General features: G+C 65.8%; 17 protein-coding genes. 8 read left to right on the plus strand and 9 right to left on the minus strand.

The features are described from left to right. Complete coding sequence (ccsB, locus tag AC3WMU_RS11660) at nt 1-1,368, plus strand: c-type cytochrome biogenesis protein CcsB (protein WP_280027027.1); 1,368 nt, start codon at nt 1-3, stop codon at nt 1,366-1,368. 242 nt (nt 1,369-1,610) lie between these two features. Here the strand turns inward: ccsB and lysA are convergent, their stop codons facing one another. Then, on the minus strand, nt 1,611-2,903 hold the full coding sequence (lysA, locus tag AC3WMU_RS11665) for a diaminopimelate decarboxylase (RefSeq protein ID WP_492282383.1): 1,293 nt from the start codon (nt 2,901-2,903) through the stop codon (nt 1,611-1,613). Beyond that, complete coding sequence (gene lptM, locus AC3WMU_RS11670) at nt 2,900-3,163, minus strand: LPS translocon maturation chaperone LptM (protein ID WP_337360715.1); 264 nt, start codon at nt 3,161-3,163, stop codon at nt 2,900-2,902. Before lptM ends, lysA begins: the two co-directional genes overlap by 4 nt. Here lptM and cyaY point away from each other — a divergent pair. Beyond that, the gene (cyaY, locus tag AC3WMU_RS11675) at nt 3,114-3,443 is read left to right on the plus strand and encodes an iron donor protein CyaY (RefSeq protein WP_088588573.1); all 330 of its coding nucleotides are present in this window, start codon (nt 3,114-3,116) and stop codon (nt 3,441-3,443) included. The genes lptM and cyaY overlap by 50 nt on opposite strands. Before the next feature lie 134 nt (nt 3,444-3,577). Here cyaY and AC3WMU_RS11680 read toward each other — a convergent pair whose 3' ends face one another. Beyond that, nucleotides 3,578-6,022, minus strand: coding sequence for a penicillin-binding protein 1A (locus AC3WMU_RS11680; protein ID WP_492282384.1), 2,445 nt, complete (start codon nt 6,020-6,022; stop codon nt 3,578-3,580). A gap of 114 nt (nt 6,023-6,136) precedes the next feature. Here AC3WMU_RS11680 and AC3WMU_RS11685 point away from each other — a divergent pair, with 114 nt between their 5' ends. The 3 genes from AC3WMU_RS11685 to AC3WMU_RS11695 are packed head-to-tail and all read left to right on the plus strand — an operon-like array spanning nt 6,137 to nt 9,003. After that, nucleotides 6,137-6,778, plus strand: coding sequence for a shikimate kinase (locus tag AC3WMU_RS11685; protein WP_492282385.1), 642 nt, complete (start codon nt 6,137-6,139; stop codon nt 6,776-6,778). Further along, nucleotides 6,775-7,851: a 3-dehydroquinate synthase gene (gene aroB, locus AC3WMU_RS11690; RefSeq protein ID WP_424624652.1), complete on the plus strand. Its 1,077-nt coding sequence runs from the start codon at nt 6,775-6,777 to the stop codon at nt 7,849-7,851. The genes AC3WMU_RS11685 and aroB overlap by 4 nt, the downstream gene beginning before the upstream one ends. Nucleotides 7,852-7,875: 24 nt before the next feature. Further along, the gene (locus AC3WMU_RS11695) at nt 7,876-9,003 is read left to right on the plus strand and encodes a deoxyguanosinetriphosphate triphosphohydrolase (RefSeq protein ID WP_006227437.1); all 1,128 of its coding nucleotides are present in this window, start codon (nt 7,876-7,878) and stop codon (nt 9,001-9,003) included. Between the two features lie 16 nt (nt 9,004-9,019). Here AC3WMU_RS11695 and AC3WMU_RS11700 read toward each other — a convergent pair whose 3' ends face one another. Together AC3WMU_RS11700 and AC3WMU_RS11705 are read right to left on the minus strand one after the other, a co-directional pair. Further along, the gene (locus AC3WMU_RS11700) at nt 9,020-10,213 is read right to left on the minus strand and encodes a M20 aminoacylase family protein (protein ID WP_006227438.1); all 1,194 of its coding nucleotides are present in this window, start codon (nt 10,211-10,213) and stop codon (nt 9,020-9,022) included. 32 nt (nt 10,214-10,245) lie between these two features. Next, nucleotides 10,246-11,250 carry a tripartite tricarboxylate transporter substrate binding protein gene (locus AC3WMU_RS11705; protein ID WP_492282806.1) on the minus strand — a complete coding sequence of 335 codons (1,005 nt, stop codon included), beginning with the start codon at nt 11,248-11,250 and terminating at the stop codon, nt 10,246-10,248. A 113-nt stretch (nt 11,251-11,363) separates the two neighbouring features. Between AC3WMU_RS11705 and AC3WMU_RS11710 the strand changes: the two genes are divergently transcribed. Further along, nucleotides 11,364-12,266, plus strand: a complete 903-nt coding sequence (locus AC3WMU_RS11710; protein WP_006227440.1) for a LysR family transcriptional regulator — start codon at nt 11,364-11,366, stop codon at nt 12,264-12,266. 19 nt (nt 12,267-12,285) lie between these two features. Here the strand turns inward: AC3WMU_RS11710 and AC3WMU_RS11715 are convergent, their stop codons facing one another. Together AC3WMU_RS11715 and uvrA are read right to left on the minus strand one after the other, a co-directional pair. Beyond that, nucleotides 12,286-12,948 (minus strand): glutathione S-transferase family protein, encoded by a 663-nt coding sequence (locus AC3WMU_RS11715; RefSeq protein ID WP_088588577.1) that lies wholly within the window; start codon nt 12,946-12,948, stop codon nt 12,286-12,288. A 52-nt stretch (nt 12,949-13,000) separates the two neighbouring features. Then, nucleotides 13,001-15,859: an excinuclease ABC subunit UvrA gene (gene uvrA, locus AC3WMU_RS11720; RefSeq protein ID WP_492282386.1), complete on the minus strand. Its 2,859-nt coding sequence runs from the start codon at nt 15,857-15,859 to the stop codon at nt 13,001-13,003. A 176-nt stretch (nt 15,860-16,035) separates the two neighbouring features. Between uvrA and AC3WMU_RS11725 the strand changes: the two genes are divergently transcribed. Continuing rightward, nucleotides 16,036-17,220, plus strand: coding sequence for an MFS transporter (locus tag AC3WMU_RS11725; protein ID WP_280028376.1), 1,185 nt, complete (start codon nt 16,036-16,038; stop codon nt 17,218-17,220). 302 nt (nt 17,221-17,522) lie between these two features. Then, the gene (gene ssb, locus AC3WMU_RS11730) at nt 17,523-18,044 is read left to right on the plus strand and encodes a single-stranded DNA-binding protein (RefSeq protein WP_006227444.1); all 522 of its coding nucleotides are present in this window, start codon (nt 17,523-17,525) and stop codon (nt 18,042-18,044) included. A gap of 91 nt (nt 18,045-18,135) precedes the next feature. On the opposite strand, the gene trpA is transcribed toward ssb, so the two are convergent. Next, nucleotides 18,136-18,927 carry a tryptophan synthase subunit alpha gene (trpA, locus tag AC3WMU_RS11735; RefSeq protein ID WP_492282387.1) on the minus strand — a complete coding sequence of 264 codons (792 nt, stop codon included), beginning with the start codon at nt 18,925-18,927 and terminating at the stop codon, nt 18,136-18,138. Next, a complete protein-coding gene (gene trpB, locus AC3WMU_RS11740) occupies nt 18,924-20,129 on the minus strand; it encodes a tryptophan synthase subunit beta (protein WP_424624649.1) in 1,206 nt (401 codons plus the stop codon). The genes trpA and trpB overlap by 4 nt, the downstream gene beginning before the upstream one ends. Between the last annotated feature and the right edge of the window lie 46 nt (nt 20,130-20,175).

A 20,175-nucleotide genomic window follows, 5' to 3' on the forward strand; every position in this document is an offset into this window, starting at 1 on the left:
ATGTCGACTACGACCACTACGCATCCCTCGTCGCCGAAGGCGCTGAACGCGTCGCCGGACACGCTCTGGCAGGACAGCCTGTCGGAAACCGGCGACAACCGCGCCCGGCGCGGCAAGCCCGATTGGACCGACATCGTCTTTTTCCTGCTGCTGTCGGTGGGCGCCGCCTTCGCGCTGACCCGCCACGGCAACGCGATGGACTATTACGAGAAGATCATCCTGTGCGGCACCGTGCCCGCGCTGGCGTGGCTGGGTTGGCTGTGGCGTCCGCTGCGCCACCTGATGATCGCCTGTGCGATCGCGGCCGGGCTGGCCCTGATGCTTTACGGCAATGATCTGGCCCGCGCCGAGCAGGTGTTCTTCCTGAAGTACCTGTTCTCGTCTCAGTCCGCCATCCTGTGGATGTGCGCGCTGTTCGCATTGGCGATGGTCTGCTACTGGATCGGCGTGTTCAGCCCGACGGCCGCATGGCTGGGCACGGCGCTGACCTGGGGCGCGGTGTTCGCCGGCGTCACGGGGCTGCTGGTGCGCTGGCGCGAAGGCCATCTGATGGGACCCGACCTGGGCCACATCCCGGTCAGCAACCTGTACGAAGTGTTCGTGCTGTTCTCGCTGATCACGGCGCTGTTCTACCTGTACTACGAACGCAAATACGCCACGCGAGCACTCGGCGGCTTCGTGCTGCTGGTGGTGACGTCCGCCGTGGTCTTCCTGCTGTGGTATTCGTTTACGCGCGACGCGGGGCAAATCCAGCCGCTGGTGCCGGCCTTGAAGAGCTGGTGGATGAAGCTGCACGTGCCGGCTAACTTCATCGGCTACGGCACGTTCTCGCTGGCGGCGATGGTGGGCTTTGCCTATCTGATCAAGCAGCATGGGCAGACGACGTCGTGGGCAAAGCTCACGCCGCTGTTCATCCTGGGCGTGCTGCTGTGCGCCGAACCGATGGTGTTCCGCACCGACGGCCTGTCGGCGACGTGGATGCTGTACTTCGGCATTGGCGCCGTGATCGTGGGCGCCATTCTGCTGGGCCGCCGCCGCATCGCCGCCGCGCTGCCGTCGCTGGAAGTGCTGGACGACATCATGTATCGCGCCATCGCGATCGGCTTCGCGTTCTTCACGGTGGCGACTATCTTGGGCGCGCTGTGGGCGGCCGATGCCTGGGGCGCGTACTGGCAATGGGACCCCAAGGAGACCTGGGCGCTGATCGTCTGGCTGAACTACGCGGCTTGGCTGCACATGCGCCTGATCAAGGGCCTGCGCGGCACCATGGCGGCCTACTGGGCGCTGATGGGTCTGCTGATCACGGGCTTTGCGTTCCTGGGCGTGAACATGTTCCTTTCCGGCCTGCATTCCTACGGGGAACTGTGAGGACGCGGAGGTAGAGAAAAAGGCCCCTCGGGGCCTTTTTTTTGCGCTGGATAAATCGTGATGCATCGTAGGATGGGTGAAGCGCGAGAGGTCGAAGGCAAGGACCCACACGTTCAACGCGCGTAACCCATCAAGCAACGGTGATTTCTTGGCAACTTCAGCCACAACGCAGTCGTTGCTCGATGGGTTGCGCGCGCTCGGCAGCAATGTTCTTGCCTTCAACCTCTCGCGCTTCACCCATCCTACGGCAGCGTGGATTCGCCGCGCAGCAGGTCGTCCAGGGTTTCTCGCTGGCGCACGACGTAGTAGTTGTCGCCGTCGACCATGACTTCGGCCGCGCGGGCGCGCGTGTTGTAGTTGCTGGCCATCGCCATGCTGTAGGCGCCGGCGGATTCGACGGCCAGCACGTCGCCTTGCTGGAGCGCCAGGGGGCGCTGCCGGGCCAGCCAGTCGGCGCTTTCGCATACCGGGCCGACGATGTCGTAAGGGGTCGGGTCGCCCGCGCGCGGGCGCAGGGCCCGCACGCCGTGGAACGCGTCGTACAGCGCCGGGCGCAGCAGGTCGTTCATGGCGGCGTCGACGATCGCGAAGTTGCGCGCTTCGGCATGCTTCAGGTACTGGACCGTGGTCAGCAGCACGCCGGCGTTGCCGACCAGCGAGCGGCCGGGTTCGAGCACCAGATGCAGATGGCCGTGGCCGCGCGCGTTCAGGCGTTCGAAGACGCGGTCCAGCAAGGCTTTGGGCGAGGGGGGCGTTTCGTCCGTATAGCGGATGCCCAGGCCGCCGCCCAGGTCCAGATGCGCGATCCGGATGCCTTCCTGGTCGAGCGTGTCGATCAGGTCCAGCAGCTTTTCCAGCGCATCGAAATAGGGACTGATGTCGGTCAGCTGCGAACCGATATGGCAATCCACGCCGACGATGTCCAGGCCCGGGAGCGATTGCGCGGTGCGGTAGGCGTCCAGCGCGGCATCGATGGCGATGCCGAACTTGTTTTCTTTCAGGCCGGTGGAGATATAGGGGTGGGTCTGCGCGTCGACGTCGGGATTGACGCGCAGCGACACGGGGGCGAGCACGCCCATGTTTTCGGCCACTTCCGACAGCCGGTGCAGTTCGGCCACGGATTCGACGTTGAAGCACTTCACCTGGGCCGCGAGCGCGTCGCGCATTTCCCAGGCTTGCTTGCCCACGCCCGAAAACACGATTTTCGATGGGTCGGCGCCCGCTGCCAGCGCGCGCTTGAGTTCGCCGCCGGACACGATGTCGAAGCCCGCGCCCAGGCGTACGAATTCCTTCAGGACCGCTAGGTTGGAGTTAGCCTTCATGCCGTAGCAGACCAGCACCGGGCGTTGCGCGACGGCGCTGCGGTAGGTTTCCCAGGCGGCTTTCAGCGCGGCGCGGGAATAGACGTACAGCGGTGTGCCTAGCCCATGCGCCAGATGGTCCAGGGGCACATCCTCGGCGTACAGTACGTTATTGCGGTACTGGAAGTAGGGATGGCCGGCCAGGTCTGGCTGCACGGGGTAGGCGGGCGTCATGGGATGGTCGGCGCCGGTGGAATCTGCTGCGTGGGCTGCGACGGGGTGCGCGCCGGCGGCTTGCCGTCAGGCGTCGGCATATACAAAGGCCCCTTGTACCCGCAGGCCGCAACCATGCCGGAGGCCAAGAGCGTGGCTACAATGCGAAGAGCCATGCGGCTGAATGCCAATTGGAACACTGGGAACTCCGTAATTCTTGCAGGCTCGATTATGACCGAAACCGAATTTCTTGCGTTGATCGACCAGGTGCTGGATAGCATCGAAAGCCAGGCCGATGACTGGGCGGCTTCGCTCGACGTCGACGTCGAAACCAGCCGCAGCGGTAATGTGCTGACGATGGTGTTCGAGGACAATAGCCACGTCGTGGTGAACAGCCAGGCCGCCATGCAGGAGCTGTGGGTGGCCGCGCGCAGCGGCGGCTTCCACTACCGCTACGACGGCCAACACTGGAACGATACCCGAGGTGGCCCGCAATTGCCTGACGCCTTGTCTCAGATTTGCTCCGCCGCGGCGGGCGTCCCCGTGACGTTGAAGCTGTAAATCCGACCGCCCAAACAAAAAGCCGGCCTTGATAGGCCGGCTTTTTTTCATCGCCGGGCGGTCCCCACGATGAAAATGCCCCTTTTGGAAGGCCGCAAACCCGCGTGGCGGGTGCGGCCTGGGGTATTTATCTTTTAGAACGGGATCTTCTGCGACCAGGGGGCGGCGTTCTGCGAACCCACGCCCGGTGCAACCTTGATCTTCGTCTCTTCGTTGCCGCTGCCCAGGCCGTGCAGGAACTCACCCAGCGTGTCGGCTTCGGCGAGGCCCAGGCGGGCGACCGCTTGTCCGGGCGGGAATTCCGAGAAGTAGAACTCGCCGTTCTCGACGATGATGCCGTCGGGGCGGGCACGCGGCTTTTCTTCCGGCACGCCCTTGAGCACGTCCTGCATGTAGTCGACCCAGATCGGCATGGCGACGCCGCCGCCGGTTTCGCGCGAGCCCAGCGACTTGGGCTGATCAAAGCCCAGCCACGAAGTCGCCACCAGGTTCGGCGTGTAGCCCGAGAACCAGGCGTCGACGGATTCGTTGGTGGTGCCCGTCTTGCCGGCGATGTCGTTGCGCTTGAGCAAGGCCCGGGCGCGCGCCGCGGTGCCGTAGGTGGCCACGCCGCGCAGGATGTCGTCCATGATCCAGGCGGTGCGCGGATCGATGGCGCGCGCTGCCGCGTCGCCGGCCACGACCGGCTTGGATTGCATGATGACCTTGCCGTTGCTGTCGGTGACGCGGTCGATCAGGTAGGGCGTGACGCGGTAGCCGCCGTTGGCGAACACCGAGAACGCGCCGGCCAGCTGCAAGGGCGTGACTGAGCCTGCGCCCAGCGCCAGCGGCAGCACGGCCGGCTGGCGGGCCTTGTCGAAGCCGAAGCGGGTCAGGTAGTCCTGCGCGTACTGCGGGCCGATGGCCTGCAGGATGCGGATCGACACCATGTTCTTCGACTTGTACAGGCCCTGGCGCAAGGTCAGCATGGGCTCGTACTGGTTGCCGTAGTTCTTGGGGTTCCAGGCTTTGGACCCGGTTTGCGCCGCAGTCAGTTCGAACGGCTGGTCGGAAATCTGCGTGGCCGGCGTCAGGCCGCGTTCGAGCGAGGCGGCGTAGATGAAGGGCTTGATGTTCGAGCCCGGCTGGCGCCAGGCCTGCGTCACGCGGTTGAAGTTGCCGCGGTAGAAGTCGAAGCCGCCAATCATGGCGCGGATCGCGCCGTCCTGCGGCGAGAGCGCCACGAAGGCCGCCTGCACCGAGGGCAGGTTGATGATTTCCCAGTTGTCGCCGAACTTGCGGATGTAGACGACGGAGCCGCGTTTGATGCGCTGTTCGGGCTTGGCCTTGTCGTTGAGCGCACGCGCCACCACGCCCAGCACCTTCTTGTCGGTGACGGTGATGATTTCGCGCGAGCTGCGCGCCAGCTTCACTTCGGTGGGGCTGGCCGACAGCACCAGCGCGGTCAGGAGATCGCCGCTGTCGCTGAACTTGTCGAACACGCCGTCCAGGAATTCATCCAGGGCGGCCGGGTTGTTCTCGGTGCCCGCGGGCAGGTCCAGCTGCTCTTCCGGGCCGGGGTAGGGCGCGCGGCGCGTGTATTCCAGCACGCCTTCGCGCACGGCGCGGTAGGCCGCTTCCTGGTCCTTGGACTGCACCGTGGTGTAGATGTTGATGCCGCGCGAATAGACGTTGTCCTGGTACACGTTGTACAGGAGCTGGCGGGCCAGTTCGGCCACGTACTCGCCATGGATGGAGTAGCCGCCGGCCGGCGTGCCTTCCGCCGACTTCATGACGATCTGCTGCGCCATCGCCTGCTTGTATTCGGGCTCGGTCAGGTAGCCCAGCGATTGCATGCGGCCCAGCACGTAGCGCTGGCGCAGTTCGGCGCGGGGGCGGTTCGAAATCGGGTTGAAGCGCGACGGAGCCTTGGGGATGCCGGCCAGCATGGCGGCTTCGGCCGGGGTCACTTCCGACAGCGGCTTGCCGAAGTAGGTTCGCGAGGCGGCGGCGAAACCGTAGGCGCGGTGGCCCAGGTAGATCTGGTTCATGTAGAGCTCAAGGATCTGGTCCTTGGTGAGCTCGGATTCGATCTTGAAGGTCAGCAGCAGTTCGTAGAACTTGCGCGAATAGGTCTTTTCCGACGACAGGTAGAAGTTGCGCGCCACCTGCATCGTGATCGTACTGGCGCCCTGCGTCTTCGACATGTTGATCAGGTTGGTCAGGCCGGCGCGCGCCACGCCCATCCAGTCGATCCCGCCGTGCTGGTAGAAGCGGTCGTCTTCGGCCGCCAGCACCGCGGATTTCATGACGTCCGGGATTTCATTGAAACGCAGCACGTTGCGGCGTTCTTCGCCGAATTCGCCAATCAGGACGCGGTCCGCCGTATAGACGCGCAGCGGCACCCGCGGGCGATAGTCCGTCATGGCGTTCAAGTCCGGCAGGTTCGGCCAGGCCAGCGCCAACGCCATCCCGGCCAGCAGTACGCCGCACAGGAACAGGCCGGCACAGAAGATGCCGGCTTTCACGAAGAATCGCAGTATCGGGGAGCCGCTCTTGGCGGGCTTGTCTTTCTTGGAGGAATTCTGGGGCTTGCTCATCGCGGCGATTTTACGGGACTCTCCGGGCCCGGCTTAGCGCAGGGGATCGGTTTCTGTAACAAGATAGTTCAATGTGGTGCGCGGGCAACTGGCGGCAGATGTGATAATGCCGTCATGAACTTTTCCGCCAACTCATGTCCGGAGGCTGATCCGGACCCAGCGCCCTCGGACGAGGGGACTGAAAACCTGCCTTGCGCCTTGGAGTGCACAGGCAAGACCGTGTCGTTGCCGCACGACCTGCCCGTCTTCCTGGTCGGGATGATGGGAGCGGGCAAGACGACCATCGGCCGGAGCCTGGCGCGTGCGTTGGGACGCGAGTTTATGGATCTGGATCATGAGCTCGAGGCGCGTTGCGGCGTGCGGGTGCCGGTAATCTTCGAAATCGAGGGCGAAACCGGTTTTCGTCGCCGAGAGTCCGCCGCCTTGGAAGAGTGTACCCAACGGCGCAACATTATTCTTGCCACCGGCGGGGGCGCGATCCTTGCGCTCGAAAACCGCCAACGGCTGCACGAACGCGGAATCGTCGTCTATTTGAGGGCCAGCGTGGACGAATTGTTCCGCCGCACCTGCCGCGACCGCAACCGGCCCTTGCTGGCCACCGCCGACCCCCGCGGCACCCTGCGGGACCTGATGACCCTGCGGGAGCCCCTCTACAAGGAAGTCGCCGATCTGGTGGTGGAAACGGGTTCCACGCCCATCCACACCCTGGTCAAGGCGCTGCTGCCGCAATTACAAGCCTTCGAGAAGCGCATATGAACGTTGTTGACGTTGACACCCCGGGCGGAAGTTATCCGATCCATATCGGCCCCGGCCGCATCGATGCCCTGGACCAATGCATCCCCGCCGACGCCACCGCGATTGCGGTCGTCACCAACCCCACGGTGGCGGCGCTGTACGGCGAGCGCGCCGAGGCGGCGTTGGCCCGCACCGGCAAGCGCGTGCTGCGCATCGAACTGCCCGACGGCGAGGCCTACAAGGACTGGCAATCGCTGAACCTGATCTTCGACGCCTTGCTGACCCATCGCCTGGACCGCCGCTGCGTGCTGGTGGCGCTGGGCGGCGGCGTGATCGGCGACATGACCGGGTTCGCGGCTGCCGTATACATGCGCGGCGTGCGATTCCTGCAGGTGCCCACAACCCTGCTGGCCCAGGTGGATTCGTCGGTGGGCGGCAAGACGGCCGTCAACCATCCGCTGGGCAAGAACATGATCGGCGCGTTCTACCAGCCCGTGGCGGTGGAAATCGACACGGACGTGCTCAATACCTTGCCGGCGCGCGAAGTGTCCGCGGGTCTGGCCGAAGTGATCAAGTACGGCCTGATCCTGGATCCGGCCTTCTGGACCTGGTGCGAAGACAACGTGCAGCAGCTGCGCGATCTGGACCCGGAGGCGATTGCCTACGCCATCCGCCGTTCGTGCGAACTGAAGGCGCAGGTGGTGGGCAAGGACGAACGCGAGTCCGGCCTGCGCGCCATCCTGAATCTGGGCCACACCTTTGGCCACGCCATCGAATCCGGCCTGGGCTATGGCGCCTGGCTGCACGGCGAGGCCGTGGGTTGCGGCATGGTGCAGGCGGCTGAATTGTCGGCGGACGTGGCGGGCTTCAACCGCGCCGACGTCGAGCGCGTGCGCGCGCTGGTGGCGGCCATCGGTTGCCCGGTGATGGCGCCCGATCTGGGCGCGGACCGCTGGCTCGACCTGATGCAGGTGGACAAGAAAACGGAGGGCGGTTCGATCCGCTACGTGCTCATGCCCCGCATCGGCGAAGCCTTCATGCAGGCCGCCCCGGACGACGCGGTGCGCGCCGTCCTGGCTCGCACCACTCAATAACCGCGACCGGAGACGGTGTTGCAGATGAAAGAACTGGCTTCCTACGCATCCGACCCGTCTCAATCGCGCGGCCGGTCCTATGTCGAGCCGCCGCCGGAAAATCGGACCGAGTTTCAGCGGGACCGCGACCGCATCGTGCATTCGGGCGCCTTCCGGCGCCTGGAGTACAAGACGCAGGTCTTCGTGAACCACGAAGGCGACCTGTTCCGCACCCGCCTGACCCACAGCCTGGAAGTCGCGCAGATCGGGCGCACACTGGCCCGCAGCCTGGGGCTGTCCGAAGACCTGACCGAAGCCATCTCGCTGGCGCATGATCTGGGCCACACGCCGTTCGGCCACGCCGGCCAGGACGAGCTGAACGCCTGCATGCGCGAGCTGGCGCCCGAGGCCGGGGGCTTTGAGCACAATCTGCAAAGCCTGCGCGTGGTCGACGAGCTTGAGGAACGCTATGCGGACTTCAACGGTTTGAACCTGTGCTTCGAAACGCGCGAAGGCATCCTGAAGCATTGCTCGGCCGCGCACGCGCGCCAGCTGGGCGACGTGGGCGAACGCTTCCTGAACCGCACGCAGCCGTCGCTGGAAGCGCAGTTGGCCAATCTGGCCGACGAGGTGGCCTACAACAACCACGACATCGACGACGGCTTGCGCTCGGGCCTGATCACCGTGGAACAGCTGCAAGAGGTCTCGATCTTCGAGCGCCACCACGCCTACGTGCTGGAACGCTATCCGGGGCTGGCCTCACGCCGCGCCGTGGCGGAAACCATCCGTCGGATGATCAACACGCTGATCGTGGACCTGACGCAGACCTCGCTTGCGCGCATCCGCGATGCGGCACCGGCCAGCGCCGACGATGTGCGTCGCTCGCCGCCGCTGGCGGGCTTTTCGGACGAGATCCGCCGCGAGGCCGATGCGCTGAAGAAATTCCTGTTCGATAACCTGTACCGGCACTATCAGGTGTTGCGCATGACCACCAAGGCGCGCCGCATCGTGCGCGAGCTGTTCGCGGCCTTCTTGGAAGACCCGCGCCTCTTGCCGCCGGACTACCGCCGCCCGGCCTTCAATGACCAGGCCCGCGCAATCGCCGACTACATCGCCGGCATGACCGACCGCTACGCCATCCGCGAACACAAGCGCCTGTTCGAGATGGGGTAGGGTCGTTGCAGCTGCCTCAGCGCGTCAGGTAACGCTGGGTCAGCAGCACCCAGTACGCCGCACCCACGGGCAGGCTGTGGTCGTTGAAGTCATAGCCCGGGTTGTGGACCATGCAGGCGCCATGCCCGCTGTTGAAACCATCCGCCGACCCGTCGCCGTTACCCACAAGCAGGTAGGAGCCGGGCACGTCTTCCAGCATGAAGGCGAAGTCTTCGCTGCCGGTCAGTGGCCGGGTCTGCGGGTCGACCTTGTCGGCCCCGACCAATTCCACGGCCACCTGCCGCGCGAAATCCGTTTCCGCCTGCGTGTTCACCAGCACGGGATAACCGCGGCCGTAGTCGATTGTCGCCTGGACCTGGTAGCTGGCCGCCTGGTTGTGGACAAGCTCGGTGATGCGCGCCTGCAGCGCGTCGCGCACGCCGCGGTCGAGCGCGCGGACGCTGAGCTTGAGCGTCGCGGTCTGGGGAATGACATTGTTGGCGCGGCCGGCATTGAACGCGCCGACAGTGATCACCGCCATGTGCAGCGGATCGATATTGCGGGCGACGATGCTCTGCAGCCCCATCACGATGGCGGCACCCGCCACGACGGGGTCGGCGGCGCGGTGCGGCACGGCGCCGTGTCCGCCCACGCCTTCCAGCACGATGGTCACGTTGTCCGAGGACGCCATGGTGGGGCCGTCGCGCAGCAGCAGATGGCCTTGCGGGTGGCCCGGCATGTTGTGCATCGCGAAGATGGCGTCGCAGGGATATTTCGTGAACAGCCCGTCTTCCATCATGCGCTTGGCGCCGCCCAGGCCTTCTTCGGCGGGCTGGAAGATCAGGTTGAGCGTGCCGTCGAATTCGCCGTGCCGGGCCAGGTGGTGCGCCGCCGCCAACAGCATGGCCGTGTGGCCATCGTGGCCGCAGGCATGCATGACGCCTTCGTTGCGGCTGGCGTGGTCCAGGCCCGTGGCCTCCTGGATAGGCAAGGCGTCCATGTCGGCGCGCAGCCCCAGGCGCTTGCCGCCGTCGCCGCGGCGCAACTGCCCGACCACGCCAGTACCGCCCAGTCCGCGTTCCACGTCATAGCCCCATTGCGTCAGGCATTGCGCCACCAGGTCGCTGGTGCGGAATTCCTGGAAGCCCAGTTCGGGATGGCGGTGGATGTCCCGCCGGATCGAGACGAATTCGTCGGCCTGGGCGGTCAAGGTCTGCAGGATGGGATGCATGTCGGCGTGTTCCTTGTGGGGGGAGGCGGTAGTCATGGCTTTGCGACTCCGCCCACCCGGGTGGCGATCTCGCGGAAGCGGCTGGTTTCGGCGCGGTACATCGCTTCTGCCGCGTCTGCACCCATCGGCTCGGAGACCAGGATGTTCTGGAATTCCAGCCCGCGTTTGACGGCGGGGTCCTGCATGGCGTCGTTGAGCGCAGCGTGCAGCCGCAGCACCACGTCTTCCGGGGTGTCGCGTTTGACGAAATAGCCGGTCCAGGTGGTGAAGTTGAAGCCCTTCAACAGTTGGCCCTCGTTGACCGAAGGCACGGCGGATAGGGACGGCAGCTGACTGCGCTGCGCATCGAGCGTGGCCACCAGCTTGATGCGGCCCTGCTCGGCCATGGCCATCTGCTGCTGCGACAGCGGCAGGATGGCCAGATCGACCTGGCCGCCACCGATGTCCTGCATCAGCGGCGCGCCGCCCTTGTACGGCACGTGGACCATGCTGGCGCCGATGGTGTGGGCCAGGTGTTCGCCCAGCACATGGTAAAGAGAGCCGACGCCCACGCTGCCGAAGGTGAGGGGCTGCGACGCCGAGCGCGAACGTGCCAACGCGACCAGTTCGTCGGCGCTGGTGGCAGGCAGGTCGCTGCGCGCCACGATCACCAGCGGCGCCATGCCGATCATCTGCACCAACCGGAAGTCCTCGCTTTTGAGTTTGACCGCGGGGTTGGCGATGGGCGACAGAATCAGTTCGTTGGGCGAGCCCTGGAACAGGTAGTAGCCGTCGGACTTGGCGCCCAGCACCTTCTGCGCGCCCAGCGCGCCGCTGACGCCGCCCAGGTTTTCGACCAGCACCGGCTGGCCCAGCGTCTTGGACACCGGAGGCGCCACCAGGCGGGCAATGGCGTCGGAAGTGCCGCCGGCCGGGTAGGGCACCATCATCATGACGGGCCGGCTGGGATAGTCGGCGGCCCGGGCGTCCGGCGCCCACAGCATCGCCGCGCCCAGCGCCAGCGCACAGGCCGCTAGGTGCAGGCGATTGGAAAGCATGCTCACGAGATTCCCCTTGTGATGTGGTTGTGATCCGCATGCTAGGGACAGCCCTCGCTAGTTGTCTAACGAATTGTTATTCTGGAAGCTAGAAAAAAAACTCATACCTGGACATGAATCTGAAGCAGTTGGAGCATCTGTTGGCGGTGGCCGAAGCGGGTTCGTTCAGCCGCGCGGCCGAGCGCCTGCACCTGACGCAATCGGCGCTGAGCCGCAGCGTCCGGCTGCTGGAAGAAGATCTGGGCGCGCTGCTGCTGGACCGCATGGGCAAGCGCACTGAGTTGACGCCGTTAGGCCTGACCGTGGCCGACCGCGCCCGGCGCATCTTGTTCGAATCGGCCGAATTGCGCCGCAGCGCCGAACTGCTGACCCACGGGGACCGGGGGGCGATCAACATCGGCCTGGGCTCGGGGCCCGGCGCGATGCTGATGACGCCATTGCTGACGCATGTGGCGCAGCGCTATCCGCAATTGCACCTGGAGCTGATGCGCGGGCCGCTGGAGGCGCATCTGGCGCTGTTGCGCGAACGGCGCCTGGACGCGTTGGTGGTCGATACCCGCGGCATCGCGCCATCGGCCGATTTGCGTATTGAACCCGTGTCGCAGATGCGCGCAGGCTTCATCTGCCGCCGTGGCCACCCCTTGGCCAGCCAAACGCAGCCGCCGCGGTTCGCGGACATTGCGGCTTATCCCTTGGCCTCCACCTTTCTGGCGGCCGACACCGAACGGATTCTGATCGAGCATTTCGGCATCGAGCCCGACCCCCGCACGTCGGTGCGCCTGCGTTGCGATGAGATCGGCAGCCTGCTTGACGCGGTGCGCGTGTCGGACGCGGTGTTCCTGGGCATTGTGGGCGCGGCCCGGGCAGGCATCGCGGCCGGCGAACTGATGGAATTGCCGAGCGAGCCGCCGCTGCGCAGTCACGCGCTATTCGCGCTGGTGACACTGACGGGACGGACCGAAGCGCCCGCGATGGCGCTGCTGCGCGAATTCATGGCGCAGCGGCTGCACGATTGAAAGGATTGGCCAGCGCCTTTCAACGATGCTTGCGGTAGGGCTCGTCTTCGGGAACGAAGGTGGCTTCGGCGCGGGCGTCGCGCATCCATTCCTGCATGGCGGGCAGCGCCAGCACTGCGTCCATGTAGTCGCGCACCGGGCCGGCGGCCGCAATGCCGTAGGTGGTAAAGCGCGACACCACGGGCGCGAAGAAGGCATCCGCAATCGAAAAGGCCCCGAACAGGAACGGCCCGCCCTGGCCGAATTCGGCGCGCGTGTCGCGCCAGATGGCGTGCAGGCGCGAGATGTCCTGCCGGGCCGCTTCGGGCAGGTCGATGCCGGGCAGATGCGCTTCGATGTTCATCGGCATGGCCTGGCGCATGGCGGAAAACCCGCTGTGCATCTGCGCAGCCAGCGAACGCGCGCGGGCGCGCGCTTTCGCGTCTTGCGGCCAGAGGTTGGCCTCGGGGCGTTGTTCAGCCACGTACTCGCAGATGGCCAGGGAATCCCAGACCGCGAAATCCCCGTCAAGCAGCACGGGCACGAGTCCCGCGGGCGACACCGCGCCCACCTGGCGCGTGAACGCTTCCGTGAAAAACCCGAGCTTTTGCTCGGTAAAGGCCACGCCCGCGGCGCGCAGGGCGATCCACGGACGCAAGGACCACGATGAGTAGTTCTTGTTGGCGATGATCAGGGTGTACATGCCGCTTTTCCTTACGCAGGGGTTGCCAGGTTGTCCGCTACAACGTGCTGGTTCATCGTCCGGCATTGCGGCGCAGCAGCTTGCCCAGGTACTGCCCGGTATGGCTGGCCTGTGTGGCCGCGACATCTTCCGGCGTGCCTTGCGCCACCACATAACCGCCACCGTCGCCGCCTTCCGGACCCATGTCGATCAGCCAATCGGCCGTCTTGATGACGTCCAGGTTGTGTTCGATGATGAGGACGGTGTTGCCGCTGTCGACCAGCTGGTTCAGCACCTGCAACAGTAGCTCGATATCCCGGAAATGCAAGCCGGTGGTGGGCTCGTCCAGGATGTACAGCGTGCGGCCGGTGCTGCGGCGCGACAGTTCCTGAGACAGCTTCACGCGTTGCGCTTCGCCGCCCGAGAGCGTGGTCGCGCTTTGGCCCAGACGAATATAGGACAGACCGACATCGATCAACGTGTGCAACTTGCGGGAAATGGCCGGCACGGACTCAAAATACTCCAGCGCCTGCTCAACCGTCAGGTCCAGCACTTCGCTGATGTTGCGGCCGCGGTAGCGGATTTCCAGCGTTTCGCGGTTGTAGCGCTTGCCGTGGCAGACGTCGCACGGCACGTACATGTCGGGCAGGAAGTGCATCTCGACCTTGACCACGCCATCGCCCTGGCAGGCCTCGCAGCGGCCGCCCTTGACGTTGAAGCTGAACCGGCCGGGGTCGTAGCCGCGCGTGCGCGCTTCCGGCACGCCGGCGAAGAGTTCGCGGATGGGCGTGAACAGGCCGGTATAGGTGGCGGGGTTGCTGCGCGGCGTGCGGCCGATGGGGCTTTGGTCGACGCTGATGATCTTGTCGAAGTTCTCCAGCCCCTGCATGGACACGTAGGGGGCGGGTTCGCTTTGCGCATGGTGCAGCTGGCGCGACACCGCGACTGCCAGCGTGTCGTTGATGAGCGTGGACTTGCCGGATCCCGACACGCCCGTCACGCACACCAGCCGGCCCGCCGGAAGGCGCAGTTCCACATCCTTCAGGTTGTTGCCGCTGGCGCCGGTCAGGGTCAGCCAGGGAAGTTCGTCGTTGACCGGACGGCGGGGAGGGATCGCGATTTCGCGCGCGCCGCTCAGGTACTGGCCCGTCAACGAATTCGGGTCGCGCTGCACGGTTTCGGGATCGCCTTGCGAGACGACTTCGCCGCCGTGTTCGCCCGCGCCCGGGCCCATGTCGACCACCCAGTCGGCCATGCGGATCATGTCTTCGTCGTGCTCGACGACGATGACGCTGTTGCCGAGGTCGCGCAGGTGCTGCAAGGTGCCGATCAGGCGGTCGTTGTCGCGCTGGTGCAGGCCGATGGAGGGTTCGTCCAGCACATACATCACGCCGGTCAGGCCCGAGCCGATCTGGCTGGCCAGCCGGATGCGCTGGGCTTCGCCGCCCGAGATCGTGTCGGCGCTGCGGTCCAGCGACAGGTAATTCAGGCCGACGTTGTTCAGAAAGCTGAGCCGCGCTTCGATTTCACGCACGATGCGCTGCGCGATCTCTTGCTTGGCGCCCGTCAGGTTCAGGTCGCGGAACCAGGCCAGGCAACTGGACAGCGGCATGGCCTCGACTTCGTAGATGGCCTGGCCGTGGCGTTCGCCGCCGCGCGGGTCGTGGCCGATCAGCACATTGCGCGCTTCGGGGCGCAGGCGCGAGCCCGCGCAGTCCGGGCAGGTCTTGATGTTGCGGTATTTGCCCAGCTCTTCGCGCACCGTGGCCGAATCCGTTTCGCGCCAGCGGCGCTCCAGATTTGGGATGACGCCTTCGAACGTGTGGCGCTTGACGGTGCTGCGGCCCTTCTCGTTCAGGTACAGGAACGAGATCTCTTCTTCGCCCGAGCCGTACAGCACCTTGTCGCGCAGTGCTTCGGGCAGGTCTTCGAAGGGGGCTTCGATGTCGAATTCGTAGTGCGCCGCCAGGCTCGTCAAGAGCGAATGCGTGAACGCGTTGCGGCGGTCCCAGCCGCGGATCGCACCGGCGGCCAGGCTGAGTTCGGGGAAGGCGACGACGCGCTTGGGGTCGAAGAAGCCCACTTGGCCGATGCCGTCGCAGCTGGGGCAGGCGCCCATCGGATTGTTGAAGCTGAACAGCCGCGGTTCCAGTTCGGGCAGGCTGTGGCTGCATACCGGGCAGGCGTAGCGGCTGGAGAAGACCTGCTCGCGTTCGCTGTCCATGTCCAGCGCCAGCGCGCGGCCGTCGGCCAGCTGCAGGGCGGTTTCGAAACTCTCCGCCAGGCGTTGTTTGCTTTCCGGCTTGATACGCAGCCGGTCGATGACGACGTCGATATCGTGCTTCTCGGTCTTCTTCAACGGCGCCATGCCGTCGATTTCCACCAGTTGCCCGTCGACGCGCAGGCGCACGTAGCCCTGCGCTTGCAGGCTGGCGTATTCGTCCTCGAAGCTGCCTTTCTTGCCGCGCGCGATGGGCGCCAGCACGGCCAGGCGCGTCTCGGGCGTCCAGCCCAGCACCGCGTCGACCATCTGGCTGACGCTCTGGGCTTGCAGCGGCAGGCCGTGGTCCGGGCAATAGGGCGTGCCCACGCGTGCGTACAGCAGGCGCAGGTAGTCGTGAATCTCGGTGATGGTGCCGACGGTGGAGCGCGGGTTGTGCCCGGCGGCCTTCTGCTCGATCGAAATGGCCGGCGAAAGGCCTTCGATCAAGTCCACGTCCGGCTTGTCCATCAGCTGGAGGAATTGGCGGGCATACGCGGAAAGGCTTTCCACGTATCGTCGTTGGCCCTCCGCGTACAGCGTATCGAACGCCAGCGAAGACTTGCCCGAACCGGACAAGCCGGTAACGACCACCAGTTTGTGGCGCGGCAGGTCCAGCGAGACGTTCTTGAGGTTGTGGGTGCGTGCACCCCGAATGCGTATCGCGTCCATCGGGCTCTTTTAAGCGGTTTCAAAGGCCAACTTGGTACTATAGCGCGCCGAATCCCCCCGCGTTCAGGGTAGTCCGCCAAGTTGGACTGAACCGGAGCCGGCGCGGCACCGCTAGATCAGACCGTGAGCGTGTGACATCCACGCGCGCCCGCCCTTGTCATTGTTGAAATTTCCGCATGCCGGCAGATAACAAACTGAAATTGACCCCTTCCGAGCGCCGCGCCAGCATTGCGCTGGCCGGCCTGTTCGCTGCGCGGATGCTGGGGCTGTTCCTGTTGCTGCCGGTTTTCGCCGTGGCGGCCGCCGGCCTGCCGGGCGGCAACGACCCGGCCCGCGTCGGCCTGGCGCTGGGCATGTACGGGCTGACCCAGGCCTTCATGCAGATCCCCTTCGGGCTGGCCTCCGACCGTTGGGGCCGTCGCCCCGTCGTGCTGTTCGGCCTGCTGCTGTTCGTGGCGGGCAGCGTCGTCTGTGCCCAGGCGACGGATGTGTACTGGATCACCATCGGGCGCGCCATCCAGGGGGCGGGCGCCATATCCGCCGCTGTCACCGCCTGGTTGGCCGACGCCACCCGCGACGAGGTCCGCACGCGCGCCATGGCCATGGTGGGCGGGTCGATCGGCCTGTCGTTCGCGGTGTCGCTCGTCCTGTCGCCCGTGCTGGTGGGCTGGTGGGGGCTGTCCGGCCTGTTCTGGACCATCGCCTGTCTGGGCGTCATCTGCCTGGGCGTGGCGCGCTTTGTGGTGCCGGTGGTGCCGCGCACGCAAGCTCGCACCATGCAGGCCGCCCGTCCGCGCGAAGTCCTGACCCACCGCGACCTGTTGCGCCTGAATTTCGGCGTGTTCGTGCTGCACCTGATCCAGGTGTCGCTGTTTGTCGTGGTGCCCGCCTTGCTGGCCAAGGTGGGCGGCCTGGATGCCCGCGAGCTCTGGAAAGTCTATTTGCCGGTCATCCTGGTGTCGTTCGTGCTGATGGTGCCGGTCGTGTTCATCGCCGAGAAGCGCCGCGCCCATCGGGGCGCCTTGCGCGCCGCCGTGGCAGGGCTGGTGGTGGTGTGCGCCTTGCTGCCTGCGGCCAGCCACGGGTTCTACACACTGGCCATCGCGCTGACGGGCTTCTTCGTGGCCTTCAACGTGCTGGAGGCCTTGCAGCCCTCGCTGGTGTCGCGCGTGGCCCCACAGGCCTACAAGGGCCTGGCGCTGGGCTTCTACAACACGGCCCAGGCGGCCGGGCTGTTTGCGGGCGGCGCCTTGGGCGGGTGGTTGGCGTCGCATTCGGGCGCCGGCGCGGTCTTCATCGGCGCGGCCATCCTGTCGGCGATCTGGCTGGCCGTCACCTGGGCGCTTCGGCCCCTGGCCTGACTCCGCGCAGGGGATGCGTCCCCGACTGTGCGGAAAAGTGGCTGATTGTGTCGCGTACGGCGGCCAATTGCCCTGAATTCGTTTTCCGGGCTGGACGGATTTGTCACGAATCGCGTTTGGCGCGGCAGGCCCTTTTCGTCGATAATACGTACCAAACTAGGGCTTCATCCGGCGTCGCCGGTCATCGTTACGGTGACCGGCGTGTTTCATGAAGCCGGTCTTCAACATCGCTTTTTATGTTGTTGCCGGCGCGCTCGCGGCAACGCACAGGCGCAGGCTGTCAACAACAGAGGGACATCGGCATGGCATCGGTTAACAAAGTCATTCTCGTGGGCAATCTGGGGCGCGACCCGGAAGTCCGCTACAGCCCGGACGGGGCGGCAATCTGCAACATGTCGATTGCCACCACTTCGTCCTGGAAAGACAAGGCCAGCGGCGAAAAGCGCGAAGAAACCGAATGGCACCGCGTCGTCATGTACAACCGCCTGGCTGAAATCGCCGGCGAATACCTGAAGAAGGGCCGCTCGGTCTACATCGAAGGTCGCCTGAAGACGCGCAAGTGGCAAGACAAGGACACCGGCGCTGACCGTTACAGCACCGAAGTCGTCGCCGACCAGATGCAAATGCTGGGCGGCCGCGAAGACGGCGGTGGCGGTGGCGCCAGCTACGGTGGTGGTGGCGGCTACGACGACGCCCCGTCGCGTCCGCAGCAGCAACGCGCACCGGCGCAACGCCCGGCGCCCCAACAGCGCCCGGCTCCCGCAGCGGCTCCGGCCAGCAGCGGCGCCAACCTGGCGGACATGGACGACGATATTCCGTTCTGATTCCGACCTGACGCGCTCTAGCAGTCAGAAAGCCCCGGCTCTTCACGAACCGGGGCTTTTTTTGCGGCCTGTGGTTTCTACGGCTTGTGCGTCACGCGGCTGCCCGCAATGCCCCGGACAGCAGCCGCACCTCGTCGACTGCCGCGTCGATTCCGTCTGTTGCCAGCACCTCCACCAGCCGCGTGCCGACGGCGACCAGATCGGCATGGCGGCCGACGGCGCGTGCCTGCTCGGCGGAGCGCACGCCGAACCCGGCGGCGATGGGGAGCTGCGTCCGGGCCCTGACCCGTTGCAAGGCGTCGGCGATGGTGTCATCGGAAGGGAGCGCGCCGCCAGTCGTGCCCGCCAGCATGACGTGATAGACAAAGCCGCTGGCCCCGCGCAGCACGGCGTCCAGCCTGGCCGCGGGCGTCGTCGGTGCCGTCATCCGGATGATGTCGATGCCATGCATGCGCGCCTGCCGGCCGATCTCGTCGGCGTGATCCGGCGACAAGTCCACGATGATCAGTCCGTCCACGCCCGCCCGGGCCGCGTCGGCCATGAAGGCCGCGACGTCATACCGCAATAGCGGATTCAGGTATCCCATCAGCACGATCGGGGTCTGCGGATCCTGTTCACGGAACGTTTGCACAAGGTCCAGGGTCCGTCGCATCGTCTGGCCGGCGCGTAGCGCCCGATCGTTGGCTAATTGCAGCACCGGGCCGTCGGCCACCGGATCGCTGAACGGCATGCCCAGTTCAATCACGTCGGCGCCAGCCGCGGGCAGGCGTTTCAGAAGGCTCAGGCAGTCGTCATAGGTGGGGTCGCCGGCCGTGAAATACGCGGCCAGCCCCGCGCGGCCCGCCGTGCGAAGCGTGGCGAGGGTGTTTTCCAGTCGGCTCATTTCGTGGCTCCGGCAAATTGGAGGACCGTGTTCAGGTCCTTGTCCCCGCGGCCGCTCAGGCAGACCACGATGGTCTTGTCCGCCTCCAGGCGCGCGGCAAGCTTTCGGGTGTAGGCCAGGGCATGCGCGCTTTCCAAGGCGGGGATGATGCCTTGCTTTTCCGTCAGCCAGCGATAGGCGTCGACCGCCTCGGCGTCGGTAACGGAGGCATAGCTCACGCGCCCCGTGTCATGAAGCAGGGCGTGTTCCGGTCCCACGCCGGGGTAGTCCAGCCCGGCCGAAATCGAATGCGCGTTCGTGATCTGGCCGTCCTGATCCTGAAGGAAGTAGCTGCAACACCCGTGCAGCACGCCCAGTCGGCCTGCGCCAATGCTGGCGGCGTGCTGCGCGGTGTCGACTCCATGGCCCCCGGCTTCCACGCCGTGCAGCTGGACTTGGGGCTCACCCAGAAAGGGGTGGAAGAAGCCGATGGCGTTGGAGCCGCCGCCGATGCAGGCGACCATCACGTCGGGCAGCCGGCCCGTCTTCTCCAGGATTTGCGCTCGGGTCTCTTCGCCGATCACCTTCTGGAACTCCCGGACCATCCACGGGTAAGGGTGCGGTCCGGCGCCGGTACCCAGCAGGTAGTAGGTGTCGTCGGAGCGCGCGATCCAATCGCGGATGGCCGCATTCATCGCATCCTTGAGCGTTGCGCTGCCGTCGGGAACCGCCCGCACTTCGGCGCCCAGCATCTTCATGCGGGTGACGTTGGTGGCTTGGCGCGCGACGTCGACCGCGCCCATGTAGATCACGCACTGCAGGCCGTACAGCGCACAGACCGTGGCGGTGGCGACCCCGTGCTGGCCGGCGCCGGTTTCTGCAATGACGCGCGTCTTTCCCATCCGTCTGGCCAGCAGGATCTGGCCCAGGCAGTTGTTGATCTTGTGCGCGCCGGTGTGGTTGAGATCTTCCCGTTTCAGGAAGATGCGGGCCCCCAACTCTTCGCTGATTGCGCGGGCATGGAACAGCGGGCTGGGGCGGCCCACGTAATCGGCCAGCATCGACCTGAATTCGTTCCAGAACGCGGGATCCTCTCGCGCCTCGCGATAGGTCCGCTCCAGATCATCGAGTGCGGGGATCAGGGTCTCGGGCATGTAGCGGCCGCCGTAGGGGCCGAATTGCCCGAGCGCGTCGGGGGAATCAGGGTGGGAAACAAGCGACATGACCTTAGCCCATTGAATACGTTAGGGCTATGGTAGCGACGGATAT

The sequence above is a fragment of the Achromobacter sp. FW305-C-13 genome (assembly GCF_058783475.1).

What these genes read in the sequence shown, in the direction of transcription:
- AC3WMU_RS11710 (WP_006227440.1), top strand. Translation starts at nt 11,364, where the DNA reads ATGAATCTGAAGCAGTTGGAGCATCTGTTGGCGGTGGCCGAAGCGGGT.
- uvrA (WP_492282386.1), bottom strand. Translation starts at nt 15,859, where the DNA reads ATGGACGCGATACGCATTCGGGGTGCACGCACCCACAACCTCAAGAAC.
- cyaY (WP_088588573.1), top strand. Translation starts at nt 3,114, where the DNA reads ATGACCGAAACCGAATTTCTTGCGTTGATCGACCAGGTGCTGGATAGC.
- AC3WMU_RS11680 (WP_492282384.1), bottom strand. Translation starts at nt 6,022, where the DNA reads ATGAGCAAGCCCCAGAATTCCTCCAAGAAAGACAAGCCCGCCAAGAGC.
- AC3WMU_RS11715 (WP_088588577.1), bottom strand. Translation starts at nt 12,948, where the DNA reads ATGTACACCCTGATCATCGCCAACAAGAACTACTCATCGTGGTCCTTG.
- AC3WMU_RS11685 (WP_492282385.1), top strand. Translation starts at nt 6,137, where the DNA reads ATGAACTTTTCCGCCAACTCATGTCCGGAGGCTGATCCGGACCCAGCG.
- lptM (WP_337360715.1), bottom strand. Translation starts at nt 3,163, where the DNA reads ATGCTATCCAGCACCTGGTCGATCAACGCAAGAAATTCGGTTTCGGTC.
- lysA (WP_492282383.1), bottom strand. Translation starts at nt 2,903, where the DNA reads ATGACGCCCGCCTACCCCGTGCAGCCAGACCTGGCCGGCCATCCCTAC.
- AC3WMU_RS11705 (WP_492282806.1), bottom strand. Translation starts at nt 11,250, where the DNA reads ATGCTTTCCAATCGCCTGCACCTAGCGGCCTGTGCGCTGGCGCTGGGC.
- trpB (WP_424624649.1), bottom strand. Translation starts at nt 20,129, where the DNA reads ATGTCGCTTGTTTCCCACCCTGATTCCCCCGACGCGCTCGGGCAATTC.
- ssb (WP_006227444.1), top strand. Translation starts at nt 17,523, where the DNA reads ATGGCATCGGTTAACAAAGTCATTCTCGTGGGCAATCTGGGGCGCGAC.
- AC3WMU_RS11700 (WP_006227438.1), bottom strand. Translation starts at nt 10,213, where the DNA reads ATGCATCCCATCCTGCAGACCTTGACCGCCCAGGCCGACGAATTCGTC.
- AC3WMU_RS11725 (WP_280028376.1), top strand. Translation starts at nt 16,036, where the DNA reads ATGCCGGCAGATAACAAACTGAAATTGACCCCTTCCGAGCGCCGCGCC.
- trpA (WP_492282387.1), bottom strand. Translation starts at nt 18,927, where the DNA reads ATGAGCCGACTGGAAAACACCCTCGCCACGCTTCGCACGGCGGGCCGC.
- ccsB (WP_280027027.1), top strand. Translation starts at nt 1, where the DNA reads ATGTCGACTACGACCACTACGCATCCCTCGTCGCCGAAGGCGCTGAAC.
- AC3WMU_RS11695 (WP_006227437.1), top strand. Translation starts at nt 7,876, where the DNA reads ATGAAAGAACTGGCTTCCTACGCATCCGACCCGTCTCAATCGCGCGGC.
- aroB (WP_424624652.1), top strand. Translation starts at nt 6,775, where the DNA reads ATGAACGTTGTTGACGTTGACACCCCGGGCGGAAGTTATCCGATCCAT.